This window comes from Streptomyces piniterrae, from assembly GCF_005048155.1.
GTDB lineage: Bacteria > Actinomycetota > Actinomycetes > Streptomycetales > Streptomycetaceae > Streptomyces > Streptomyces piniterrae.
The window spans coordinates 822440-834700 of the sequence record NZ_SUMB01000001.1; the positions used below are offsets into that span (position 1 = coordinate 822440).

Consider the following 12261-nt stretch of genomic DNA (forward strand, 5'->3'; position numbering starts at 1 on the left):
CAGCTCCTCGCGTCATCAACGTCCAGAACCGACGGCACCCATATGCGATGGGAGCGGGGAGGCAGGCAACAACGAGTTACCAAGGCAAACACCTGCCCGAACGACCTCAGCTCTGCTTGGCCTGAGCCTCCTTGGCGGACGCCTCCAGTCGGTTCCAGTAATCCTGGTACCAGACCTCGTCGCCGCCATCCATGTTGCTGTTGTCCTCCCGCATACCGACCTTGCCGTCGATCAGCTCGCGGACGATGTCGGCGTGGCCGGCGTGCCGGTTCGTCTCAGCCGTCATGTGCAGCATGATCCGCTGAAGGGTCACGTCTCCGTTGTCGCCCCACCACGCGACGTGGCCCATCGCGTCGAGCGGTAGCGCCTCGATCGTCGCGTCCGCGTGCGCCCAGGCGCGGTGGTAGAGGCTGAGAACGTCCTTGCGCGACTCGTCGGCGGGTGCCCACATGTCCGAGTTGGGCTCGGCGCCCTCCTCGTGCCAGGGGAGGGATTCGTTGTGCGGGCGGCCGAAGGTCGGGCCGAAGTACCCGAGTTCGACGCTGGCGAGGTGCCTGACGAGGCCGAGGAGGTTGGTGCCGGTAGGCGTCAGGGGGCGGCGGATGTCGTACTCGGACAGTCCGTCCAGCTTCCAGATGATGGCTTCGCGGGCTGCTTTGAGGTAGCGGTGCAGGTCGTCTTTAGGATCATTGGGCTTCATGGGGCCGAGTCTCGCATCACCTGCCGGCAGCGCTCGCGTGAGTTTGCCTGCTGCCCAGGAAGCATCAGCCGACGACTGGGTCGTCTACACCGGCGAACCGGCCGTCCCGGCAGCCCTGTTGCGCAGGCATTCGGACAGTTCCCATACCCGACTCCACCATTAGCCATCTACCCCGCCGAGACCATCGAAGCCCACCGCGCCTTCATCGCTCGCCGTCGGCACCTGCGCCCGCGCCTACGGCACCGCCCGCCTCCACGAGCACGCTTGCGTCAGATGCTCGCTCCTCCGACCTGACCCCGCCCAACGGGCACGGCTTGCCGAGATCCACGACAACTTGATCGCCCGAATCGTCGAAGCCGAGACGGAAGGCTGGCTCGGCGAGGTCGAAGGTCTCCAGGTCAGCCTGGCTGGCGCCGAGGAGAAGCAAGCTCCGCCAGCTCGATCGGGCCACGGGCAGCATACGGTCGTGGGCCTTGGCATCCCCACCACGCGTAGTAATCGATGAACCCACGACGGTGGGCTGCCGCACGGCCATCAACCAAGACCGAGACCAAGTTCAGCGAAGCGTGCGTCAAACGCCCTTCAGAACACGATCAAGTGCCGCCCGGCCTGCACGTCCCCAGTTCGGTTTGCCGCCGGGAAGGCCGCGATCTCCGTTCTGCCCCATGAGCATCAGGAAGAGGCTCTTCATAGCGGCCAGCCCGCGGGCGCGCCGGATCGCCGCCTCGTCTGCATGCGCGTACATGTCGAAGAACCGTGAGGCCGTGCCCGCGGGTAGCAGCACCCATGCGGCGGCGAGGTCCCACGCCGGATCGCCGGCGAACAGGTCACCGAAGTCGACGATGCCCGAGAGCGTTCCGTCCGAGACGACGACGTTCGCGGGATGGAGGTCGCCGTGCACCCACACCGGCGGGCCCTCCCACGCGGGGGCCGCAACGGCGTCGTCCCAGACGGCCCGGACGTCGGCAGCGATGTCGTCGGGGGCAACCGCCTGGAAGAAGTTCTCGAAGCCGTCCGTGCAGTTCTTGGGATGGGCACCGCGGTCCGTGGCGATCGGCGCCTCGGCGGGCGCCTCCACATGGAGCGCCTGGAGGAAGCCCGCCAGCGTGTCGGCCGCGTGGGCGCCGCGACTGATCGAGCCGTGGTCCAGCGGCTCGCCAGGAACCCACGTCATCACGGTCCAGTGCTTGGGGAAGCGCTCGGACGGTTCGCCGAACCGCACCGGGGTCGGCACCGGGAGCGGCAGGCGCGGGGCCAGCACGGGTAGCCACCGCCGCTCCTTGAGCTGGAGCGCCGGGGTAGGGTCCATCCGCTGCATGCGCACGGCCAACTCGTCCCCGAGGCGCCACATTTGGTTGCCCCAGCCGCCCGCCACCTCGCGGATGGCCAGCCCTACCAGGTCTGGATGTTGCTCCTGCAGCAGGTCGCGGACCAGGTCTGCGGTGATCTCGATCTCGGTCTCGGTCTCGGTCATGCGAAGTCACAGTACTGAGGCGTCAGGCGGAGCGGGCGGAAGAGCTCCAGAGTTCAGAGAAGTGACCAGCGAGAACGCGAAACGGCTGGGCACGCCGTACCGTCGGCTCATGAACAAAGACGCTGGCGAGGATGGCGAGTTCAGTGTCTGACGTTCCCCATCGTGGTCAGTGGCCGCCCGTGTCCCGTCACATAGGAGGTTGATTGTGTGCCATCGACGTCTGAGCAGAGAAGATCGTCGGGCGGCAACTCACCCTCGCCGGGCAGCTGCCGCTGTCTCCTTCTCCTCTTCCCAGTACAGCACGAGGAAGAGCGCGAGGAGGAGATCGTCGGGCAGCGACTCACCCTCGCCGGGCAGCCGCACTCGAACGGGGCGGGTGCCGAGTCGGTCGTAGAAGATCTCAAGGGGGCCGATGGCACGCACACGGCTACCGAGTTGGTCATATCTCAGTTCATGAGGGCCGATGCGCAGCAGGCGGGAGGCGAACCTGCTGTGTTCGCAGCTCCACTGGCCGATGGTGCGCGGCAAGTTGGCCCACTTGCTATAGGTGATCTCGGCGGCGCCCACGACGTGCAGACGGGTGCCGAGCCGGTCGTATTCGAGCGTCCAAGAACCGAGGGTGCGGGGTCGACTGCCCAGCTGATCGTATGTGATCGCCGCACCGCCGATTCCGCGTAAACGGGCTCCGACCATGTCATAAGTCAGCTCGACGTCCATTACATCGCCTCGCTTCTGGGAAGGGCGCCGTGCTGGTCGGGTCTGGTGGTGCAGGGGGCGGTCCCGACGAGCACACCGAGACTGCCGGAGCCTTCCGCGTCAGGACTAAGCCGCGAGTCAGGAAAGTCGGCAGCTTCTCCGCGAAGGTCGCATCCAGCTTCGCACTTTCGACAAACTCTCGCAGCACGGCGATCTGGAGCCTCGAGGGCAGGCCGCCGACCGGAGTTGCGCCACGCTCTTACCCCGCCCCGCCCCGGAACAGCGCCCGGGAGCGGGGCGCCGGCGCATCGAGGCGGGGCGGTCTGCCGTGACGCCGGCCCCGGATCCTCCACGTCGGATCCGGGGCCGGTGTCTTCGTGCTGCACGGACATGCGGGTTTCTGCTGGGAAGTGCTAGATCTCGCCGGTTGAGCTGCGCGCCGACTTGGCGCCCTCAGGCCGCCCCTTCGGCAGCATGCGGGGCCAGTACACCCGCCGCGATCAGGGCGAAGAGCACGATGCCCAGCAGGATGCGGTAGATGACGAACGGCATAAAGCTCTTGCTCGAAATGAACTTCATGAACCATGCGATTACGGCATATCCGACCACGAAGGCGATGATCGTGGCGAAGATGGTGGGGCCCCAGGCGACATGGCCCTCGCCGGCGTCCTTGAGCTCGAAGACGCCGGACGCCAGCACCGCAGGAATGGCGAGCAGGAAGGAATAACGCGCCGCGGATTCACGGGTGTAGCCCATCAGCAGGCCGCCGCTGATCGTGGCACCGGAGCGGGAGACGCCGGGGATCAGTGCCATGGCCTGGCAGATGCCGTAGATTAGACCGTCCTTGACGCTCAGATCGTCGAGCGACTTCCGCTGCTTGGCGGCGCGGTGCCGGCCTCCGACCTCGTCACGGGCCGCCAGTCGGTCGGCGATCCCGAGCACCACACCCATCACGATCAATGTGGTCGCGATCAGCCGCAGGTCACGGAACGGGCCCTCGATCGCGTCCTTGAGCGTGATGCCCAGCACGCCGATCGGGATCGAGCCGACGATGACCAGCCAGCCCATTTGGGCATCGTGGTCGTGCCGCAACTCCCGGTTGAACAGCGAGCGCGCCCACGTCGAGATGATCCGCCCGATGTCCTTGCGGAAATAGATGATGACGGCGGTCTCGGTGCCGATCTGCGTGATCGCGGTGAAGGCCGCGCCGGGGTCGTGCCAGTCGGCGAACGCCGCGGTGAGGCGGAGATGCGCGCTGGAGGAGATGGGCAGGAACTCGGTCAACCCTTGGACGAGTCCGAGGACGAACGATTCAAACCAAGTCATGGAAACTACGCTATCCAGGGGTGATCAAGCGCTTACCGGCGCGGGCGGGGAGAAAGCGGACGGTGGCGGCGGACGCGGATCAGATCATCGGCCGACTGGGGCAGCGTAGCGCCCGAAGGTGTCGGCCCGTCCAAAGGGCCCTGGAGGTGCGACGCATTACGGCGCACATCGAGTCATGACGTACGCCCGGTCCCACGACCGTGCACTGCATCTCTCTCTATCTCTATCTCATACGCTGCGTCTGCGTCTGCGTCTGCGTCTGCGTCTGCGTCTGCGTCTGCGTCTGACGCGTACGCCGTGCCTGCCTCATATGTTGCGTCTGCTCCACGCGCTGCGACTGCTCCACGCACTGCGTTTGCGCCACGCCACGATCAGCGCGCCGAGGCCGCTGAGTGCGATGAACCCCATGGCGAGGAGGAACACCGGCGAGGTGGGCGTCGAAGCCCGTGCCCCCGCGATGACGTACGCCGCGGTGTTCGGGACGCTGCCGAGCGCCGTCGCGAGGAGAAAGGGGAACCAGCCCATGCGGGAAACCGCGGCGCAGTAGTTGGCGGCGCAGAACGGCACACCGGGGAAAAGCCGGATCGCCAGCATCGAACGGAAACCGTGCTCGCTCAGCTGCCGGTCGGCGGCCGTCAGCCACCGGGCGCGCAGCAACGGGCGCAGCGCCTCCTGGCCGAGCAGCCGGCCGAGCCCGAAGGCCAGACCGGCGCCCAGCACCGTACCGGCGAGCGCTGCGGCCAGCCCGACCTGGCTGCCGAAGAGGGCTCCAGCGGCGAGGTTCAGGATCGGGCGCGGCACGAAGGCGGCGGTGCACGCGCCGTACGCCGCGGCGAAGCCCACCGTGGCCGCGGGGCCGGAAAGCTGCGCGGGCCAGCCCTCGGTCAGCAGCCGCTGCGGCTGCCACAGCGCCATCGCGGCCGCCGCGCAGGCCAGCAGGACGAGCAGCAGGCTCAGCCGGGACCAGGGGGAGAACAGGACACGCGTGCAGCGCGCGGCGAGGCCGTCGGGCGTCGCGGCGGGTTCGAGCATCCCGGGAGCGTAACCGACAGGGGCGCGAAGGAGCCGTAATCTTGCCCGCATGGACCCGAAACCGGCTCCGTCGAAGGCGCTGAGTGCACGGAGCGGGGCGAGTGGGCCGAGTGAGCCGAGTGCGTCGTCCGGCAGCCCGTCGCCACTGAGTGCGGTGAGAGCAGTGAGTGCAGTGAGTGCGTCCAGCCCCACGGCACCCGCTCCACCGCCCAGCGCCCTGGCCGAAACCATCCTGGCCCGCCTGACCGCCGCCTATCCGCCGGCCGCCGACCCCGTACGGGCCGAAGGCGCCGCCGCCTACCTGAAGAACGTCTGCCCGTTCCTCGGCATTCCGGCCACCGAACGCCGCGCTCTCGACCGCACGCTCCTCAAGGACACCCCGAAACCTGACGAATCGGACTGCGCGGCCATCGCGCTGCGCTGCTGGGACCTGCGCGAGCGGGAGTACCGCTACTTCGCCGTGGACTATCTGCGTCGCCACGTGAAGCACTGCTCCTCCGGGTTTCTGCCGGTCGCACGGCGACTGATCACCACGACTTCGTGGTGGGACACGGTCGACGCGCTCGCCGCGCACGTCGTCGGCGGACTGGTGAGCGCCGACCCGCGGCTGGCCGCCACGATGGACCGGTGGATCGAGGACGACGACCTGTGGGTGGCGCGTACGGCACTGCTGCACCAACTGCGCTTCAAGGAGCGCACGGACCCCGACCGGCTCTTCGCGTACTGCCTGCGGCAGGCCGGACACCGGGACTTCTTCATCCGTAAGGCGATCGGCTGGGCGCTGCGCGAATACGCGAAGACGGCCCCCGAGGTTGTGCGCGGATTCGTCGACGCACACCGGGACCGGCTCTCCCCGCTGTCGGTGCGCGAGGCGACGAAGCATCTGAGAGGCGGGGCGGGCAGGGAGGCTGGCTGACGGGGGGTCAGGATCAGGAGTGGACGGGCGACCGGATCAACCTCCTGTAGCGGCCCGATCAACCGGCGCGATGACGGCCCCGTCAGCTGGCCCCGGCCTACCGATAAATCGTTCCCGCTGACGCCGCCGTGTCGTTTCCGTCGTTGATAAATCGTTCGACGCCGTAGCCCCCGCCCGGCACCATGGACACATGACCCGGCACGCCTTCCTCCCGCTCCCGTCCGCAGTCGCGGACGAGCCGAAGGCTGCCGCCGACTTCCTCGCGGCCATCGCCGCAGCCGACTGCGCGCCCGCAGGCGCCGCCATGGTGGCAGCAGCCACCGCCGTCGCAGCAGCCGTTCCGGCCGCCGCCGCGGCAGACGGCGCGCGAAGCTGACCCTCTCCGGATTGTCCGGCGGACCCCGCAGGGGGAGGGTCGGACCGGCCCAGGGGTCCCCACGGCGCCAAGTCGCCGTCCTCACCGCATTGTTGCGAGGAAGAACACCATGCCCAAGACGGCATACGTACGCACCAAGCCGCACCTCAACATCGGCACCATGGGCCACGTCGACCACGGCAAAACCACTCTCACCGCCGCCATCACCAAAGTCCTCAGCGACCGGGGGAGCGGCACCTTCGTGCCCTTCGACCGTATCGACCGGGCCCCCGAGGAGGCCGCCCGCGGCATCACCATCAACATCTCGCACGTCGAGTACGAGACCGGCACCCGGCACTACGCCCACGTCGACATGCCAGGCCACGCCGACTTCATCAAGAACATGGTCACCGGCGCGGCGCAGCTCGACGGCGCGATCCTCGTCGTCTCCGCGCTCGACGGGATCATGCCGCAGACCGCCGAGCACGTTCTCCTCGCCAAGCAGGTCGGCGTCCGGCACGTCGTCGTCGCCCTCAACAAGGCCGACGCCGGCGACCCGGAACTCACCGACCTCGTGGAGCTGGAGGTACGCGAACTGCTCAGCGCGCACGGCTACGACGGGGAGCACGTACCCGTCGTACGGGTCTCCGGACTGCGCGCGCTGGACGGCGACCCGCGCTGGACGCAGGCGATCGACGCGCTGCTGGACGCGGTCGACACCTACGTCCCGATGCCCGAGCGGTATGTCGACGCGCCGTTCCTGCTCCCGGTGGAGAACGTCCTGACCATCACCGGGCGCGGCACCGTCGTCACCGGCGCCGTCGAGCGCGGCACGGTACGGGTCGGCGACCGCGTGGCGGTGCTGGGCGCGGAGACCGAGACCACGGTCACCGGGCTGGAGACGTTCGGCAAGCCGATGGAGTCCGCCGAGGCGGGGGACAATGTGGCGCTGCTGTTGCGCGGAATCCACCGCGACCAGGTGCGTCGTGGGCACATCGTCGCCGCGCCGGGCAGCGTCACACCGCGCCGACGTTTCACCGCCGAGGTCTATGTGCTGTCCACTGAGGAGGGCGGCCGCCGTACGCCGCTGTCGACCGGCTACCGGCCGCAGTTCTACATCCGCACCGCGGACGTCGTCGGCGACCTCGACCTCGGCGAGCGCGCCGTCGCCCGTCCCGGCGAGACGGTGACCGCCACCGTCGAACTGGGCCGGGACGTACCGCTGGAGCCGGGTCTCGGCTTCGCCATCCGCGAGGGTGGCAGGACCGTCGGCGCTGGCACGGTACGCACCGTCGAGGACTGAACGGTACGCACCGTCGAGGACTGAGGCGACGGCTGGGACGAAGACCGAGGTAAGGACTGGGGGACTGGGGCGAGGGCCGCCCTCTCGTCCCTGTCCACGAATCCCGGACGTCCCCGTCCACGAATCCCGGAGCGCCTGCCGCGCCCCGTGCCTCTCCCCGAGGCACGGGGCGCGGCTGCATGCCATGGGCAGGTGCTGTCCGCCGGGCGGACGGGGTGCGACACTGCTTGCCCATCAATGGCCGGGACGGAAGGGGAGGGCGTATGGCGGGTACGGCACTGGTGCTGGGCGGCGGAGGACTCACCGGAATCGGTTGGGAGATCGGCTTCCTCGCCGGCCTCGCGGAGGCGGGCCTCCACCTCGCCGACGCCGACGTCGTCATCGGCACCTCCGCGGGATCGATCGTCGGTGCCCACGTCACGTCGGGGCACCACACCCTGGAGGAGCTTTACGCCCGGCAACTGGTGGTGCCCGAGGTCCGGTCGTCCGAGACCAGGTCGTCCGAGGGACGGTCCTCGGCAGACCGGTCGCCGGCGGCGCCGCCGTCGGGGGAGCGGTCGTCGGCGGAGCGATCGTCGGAAGGGCCGTCGCGCGGCGACGGGGCGCGGGACGTGCGGTCACGGGACGGCCGGTCGGGCGCCCGCATGGGCCCGGTCGCGATGGCCCGCTTCGCGGCGATCGCGCTGCGCTCCCGGGACACGGTGTCGTTCGGCGCGCGCATGGGACGACTCGCACTGGCGGCCCGCACCGCCCCGGAGGCGGAACAGCGCGCGGCGATCGCCCGGACCCTGACCATCGATGGCCGACCCCACCTGGACTGGCCGGCGCGACGGCTGGTGATCACCGCGGTGGAGGCGGCGACCGGGCGGCGCGCCGCCTTCGACGACACCAGCGGTGTGGGGCTGGTCGACGCGGTGAGCGCCAGCTGCGCCGTGCCCGGCGTCTTTCCACCGGTCACCATCGACGGACGCCGCTGGATCGACGGCGGTGTGCACTCCAGCGCCAATGTCGACCTGGCCGCCGGGTACGGCCGGGTGGTGGTCATCGCCCCCATGGCCGTCAGCGGCGGACCGATCGCCGCCCCGCGCACCCAGGGTGCCGCTCTGGCCCGCCAGGGCGCCCGGGTATGCGTGATCACACCCGACCGAGCGGCACGATCGGCATTCGGCCGCAACGTCCTCGACCCCACCAAACGCGCCGACGCGGCCCGCGCGGGCCGCCGCCAGTCGGTCCTCCATGCCGAGGAGATCCACGCGGTCTGGTCGGAGTGACCACGGGCGGCCTGGACCGTTCGCGGGCGAGGCATGGTGATCGCGGAGCGGAGCGGCCCGACGGCCGGGCCGGGACGTCCAGGGCCGGTGCACCCCGCACAGCCCGTGCAGCCCACGCGGAGGCCGGGATCCGCACGCCCCCGCACCCACGCGCCGTCATCCACCGGCACGCCCCTGCGGGACCGCCCCGGGTACACCTCCCCGCCCGTCCTCACCCGACCGGCACAATGGGACGGTGGATGAAGCACCGGCATCAACACCATCACCAGCCCCATCACAGGCATCAGCACCAGCACCAAGCCCACCCGGGCCGATACCAGTCGCTCCCGAGCCGATCCCCGTCACCCGGATCGTGGACTGCGGCACCGCCAAGCTGATGCCGGACGTCGACCGTCCTCGCGCGTGGCTCCTGACGGTGGACGGTGCGCCCCAGTCGTATGTCGACCTCGACGCCCCCACGCACCTGGAATTCGAGTACGTACGCAGGCTCGCCCATGTCCTGGACGAGGCCGCGGCCCCCGGCCACCCGCTCGACGCGCTCCACCTGGGCGGCGGAGCGCTGACCCTGCCCCGCTATCTGGCCGCCACCCGCCCACACTCCCGGCAGCACGTCATCGACGCCGACCGCGGGCTGCTCGCCCTGGTCACCGAACACCTTCCGCTGCCCGACGGCTCCGGCATCGAGGTGCGCGCACAGGACGCCCGTACGGCGCTCGAAGCGGCACCGGAGGCCAGCGCCGATGTGATCGTCGCGGATGTCTTCGGCGGCTCGCGGGTGCCCGCCCACCTCACCTCCGTCGAGTACGCGCACGCCGCCGCCCGAGTTCTGCGCCCTGACGGCCTCTACGCCGCGAACCTCGCCGACAGCGCGCCCTTCGACTTTCTCCGCGGCCAGCTCGCCAACTTCGCCACCGTCTTCGCCCACCTCGCGCTGATCGCCGAGCCCTCGGTCCTGCGCGGCCGCCGCTTCGGCAACGCCGTACTGCTCGCCTCGCGCGCGGAGCTGCCGGTCGCCGCGCTGGCCCGCCGGGTGGCCGGCGACGCCTTCCCGGCCCGGGTCGAGCACGGGCCCTCGCTGCGGCGGTTGATCGCCGGGGCCGTGCCGGTGCAGGACGCGGAGGCGGTGGCCTCGCCGGTGCCGCCGGATGGCGCCTTCAGTATCGGCTGATCCTTCGGTCACCAAGCTGGCGCACGGCGGGACGGTCGTGTGCCCGGGGCGGGGAGCGCTCAGGCGGGCAACGGCAGGAAGGGCGGGGCGGCGGCCGCGCCCGAGTTTCCGCGCCCGGTGCGCCCAAGGTGAGCACTCTCGCCCCACGGCTCCCACCTGAACCAACCGCCGCTCTTCCCAGCGCAAGCTACCCACAGGTAACATGCCTGCCATGTCCTCCGAGACCCTGCCGTCGATCGGCGAGATGATGTCGGCGTCCGTGCCGATGGTGCGCACCCTGAACCTCGAGTTCACCGAGACCACCGCCGAGCGCGCCGTGGTCCGCATGCCCGACCAGTCCGACTACCACAACCACGTCGGCGGACCGCACGCCGGCGCGATGTTCACGCTCGCCGAGTCGGCCAGTGGCGCGATCGTCATGTCGGCCTTCGGCAGCCAGCTCGGCCGCGCGGTGCCGCTGGCCGTCCGCGCCGAGATCGGCTACAAGAAGCTCGCCATGGGGCCGGTCACGGCCACCGCCGAGCTGGGCCGGCCGGCGGCCGACGTGATCGCCGAGCTCGACGCGGGGGAGCGTCCCGAGTTCCCCGTGAACGTCTCGATCACCCGCGAGGACGGCGCGGTCACCGGCGAGATGACCATCGTCTGGACCCTGCGCCCCAACAGCTGAGCCGACCCGGACCCGGCCGGCGTCGACGTCGGCCAGGTCTCCCCGGCCCGCCGTGCACCGCGCGGCGGGCCGTTGCCGTGTCCGGGCGCCGCGCCCGTATGACGCGCGACGTTCCCGGGGGCGTACGCGCGACGGGTTCCGGCGGCATCGATCGAGTACGCTTCCCGGGCGCGCTGCAGGGCGCGCCAGGGAAGTGACCGGCACCTGCGTCACAGACCGGGCAACGGCCCACGGGGGCCCCACATCATGCGGAGGAAGCGGCGTTGCATATCCAGGAGTGGCTCGAGACCGTACCGGCCGTGAGCGTCTACCTCCTGGTGGGGGTGGTCATCGGACTGGAGAGCCTGGGCATTCCGCTGCCCGGCGAGATCGTCCTCGTCAGTGCGGCGATTCTCGCCGCGACCCAGGATCACATCGATCCGGTCGTGCTGGGCGCCTGCGCGTCCGCCGGCGCGATCATCGGTGACTCCATCGGCTATCTGATCGGGCGCAAGGGCGGCAAGCCACTGCTCCACTGGGCCGGCCGCAAGTTCCCCAAGCACTTCGGGCCCGACCATGTCGCGATGGCGGAGTCGAAGTTCGACAAGTGGGGCATGTGGGCGGTGTTCTTCGGCCGCTTCATCGCACTGCTGCGGATCTTCGCCGGACCGCTCGCCGGTGTGCTGAAGATGCCCTACTGGAAGTTCCTGATCGCCAACGTCCTCGGCGGCATCGTCTGGGCCGGCGGTACCACCGCGCTGATCTACAGCCTCGGCATGGTCGCCGAGTCGTGGCTCAAGCGCTTCCAGTGGCTCGGACTGGTCGCCGCCCTGCTGTTCGGACTCGGCTCGTTCATCGTCATGAAGCGGCGTGCGCAGAAGGCGGCGGCGGAGCGGGAGGCGGCGGAGGTCCCGGTCACCGCGACGGTGGACTGACGAATCGTCATAGGGATGGGGCGTAGGGCCTGACCTCCGGGTCAGGCCCTACGCCCTTTTCTTTCGACTCCTGCGACTCCTGCGTTGTCCGAATCCTTGCCTTCCGACTCCGCCGGGAGGTCGACGTCAGCACGTCGACCAGATGTCCGGCCCGCCATCGCGCCACTCGAAGACACCCGTGTCGTCCCAGGAGAACTTCGACGGGGAGAGGCCTGGCAGGGAGAATCCGGCCCGGCGCAGAAACGCGGCCACATCGCCGGGGCGGCGTGCGCGGCCCAGGTCCTGTCCGTAGAGGGTGACGCGACGACCGCCGGTACAGGGCGGATGCACGATCACAGGCGCACGTTTCATGAGCACCAGCATGGGAGGGGTACGAGGTGATCGCATCCCGAGCGCAGTGGGTTGATTACGTTGCGTGATTTTCCGGTGTGGTCGCCGG

At 69.9% G+C, this 12261-nt stretch carries 13 protein-coding genes; 7 read left to right on the top strand and 6 right to left on the bottom strand.

Annotated elements, in window-relative coordinates; genetic code table 11:
- Positions 1 to 106: 106 nt before the first annotated feature.
- From FCH28_RS03620 to FCH28_RS03645, 5 genes are all read right to left on the bottom strand, one after another.
- Entirely contained in the window at positions 107 to 700 is a 594-nt protein-coding gene (locus FCH28_RS03620) for a DinB family protein (protein ID WP_136738144.1), read from the bottom strand.
- A gap of 571 nt (positions 701 to 1271) precedes the next feature.
- On the bottom strand, positions 1272 to 2174 hold the full coding sequence (locus FCH28_RS03630) for an aminoglycoside phosphotransferase family protein (RefSeq protein WP_136738146.1): 903 nt from the start codon (positions 2172 to 2174) through the stop codon (positions 1272 to 1274).
- Positions 2175 to 2423: 249 nt separating this feature from the next.
- Positions 2424 to 2891, bottom strand: a complete 468-nt coding sequence (locus FCH28_RS03635; protein WP_136738147.1) for a hypothetical protein — start codon at positions 2889 to 2891, stop codon at positions 2424 to 2426.
- Between the two features lie 432 nt (positions 2892 to 3323).
- Positions 3324 to 4196, bottom strand: coding sequence for an undecaprenyl-diphosphate phosphatase (locus FCH28_RS03640; RefSeq protein WP_136738148.1), 873 nt, complete (start codon positions 4194 to 4196; stop codon positions 3324 to 3326).
- A 306-nt stretch (positions 4197 to 4502) separates the two neighbouring features.
- The gene (locus FCH28_RS03645) at positions 4503 to 5228 is read right to left on the bottom strand and encodes a TVP38/TMEM64 family protein (RefSeq protein ID WP_187363747.1); all 726 of its coding nucleotides are present in this window, start codon (positions 5226 to 5228) and stop codon (positions 4503 to 4505) included.
- Between the two features lie 172 nt (positions 5229 to 5400).
- Here FCH28_RS03645 and FCH28_RS03650 point away from each other — a divergent pair, with 172 nt between their 5' ends.
- The 7 genes from FCH28_RS03650 (at position 5401) to FCH28_RS03680 (ending at position 11822) form a co-directional block, all read left to right on the top strand.
- Positions 5401 to 6144, top strand: a complete 744-nt coding sequence (locus tag FCH28_RS03650) for a DNA alkylation repair protein (RefSeq protein WP_246102342.1) — start codon at positions 5401 to 5403, stop codon at positions 6142 to 6144.
- A gap of 190 nt (positions 6145 to 6334) precedes the next feature.
- Positions 6335 to 6520, top strand: a complete 186-nt coding sequence (locus FCH28_RS03655; RefSeq protein WP_136738151.1) for a hypothetical protein — start codon at positions 6335 to 6337, stop codon at positions 6518 to 6520.
- 109 nt (positions 6521 to 6629) lie between these two features.
- Positions 6630 to 7802 (top strand): elongation factor Tu, encoded by a 1173-nt coding sequence (gene tuf, locus FCH28_RS03660; protein ID WP_136738152.1) that lies wholly within the window; start codon positions 6630 to 6632, stop codon positions 7800 to 7802.
- Between the two features lie 263 nt (positions 7803 to 8065).
- Positions 8066 to 9073 (top strand): patatin-like phospholipase family protein, encoded by a 1008-nt coding sequence (locus tag FCH28_RS03665; protein WP_136738153.1) that lies wholly within the window; start codon positions 8066 to 8068, stop codon positions 9071 to 9073.
- Positions 9074 to 9449: 376 nt separating this feature from the next.
- Positions 9450 to 10241, top strand: a complete 792-nt coding sequence (locus FCH28_RS03670; RefSeq protein WP_169314045.1) for a spermidine synthase — start codon at positions 9450 to 9452, stop codon at positions 10239 to 10241.
- A 211-nt stretch (positions 10242 to 10452) separates the two neighbouring features.
- Positions 10453 to 10908 (top strand): DUF4442 domain-containing protein, encoded by a 456-nt coding sequence (locus FCH28_RS03675; protein ID WP_136738154.1) that lies wholly within the window; start codon positions 10453 to 10455, stop codon positions 10906 to 10908.
- A gap of 263 nt (positions 10909 to 11171) precedes the next feature.
- The gene (locus tag FCH28_RS03680) at positions 11172 to 11822 is read left to right on the top strand and encodes a DedA family protein (RefSeq protein WP_136738155.1); all 651 of its coding nucleotides are present in this window, start codon (positions 11172 to 11174) and stop codon (positions 11820 to 11822) included.
- 126 nt (positions 11823 to 11948) lie between these two features.
- Here the strand turns inward: FCH28_RS03680 and FCH28_RS03685 are convergent, their stop codons facing one another.
- Positions 11949 to 12173, bottom strand: coding sequence for a hypothetical protein (locus FCH28_RS03685; protein ID WP_169314033.1), 225 nt, complete (start codon positions 12171 to 12173; stop codon positions 11949 to 11951).
- Positions 12174 to 12261 lie beyond the last annotated feature (88 nt).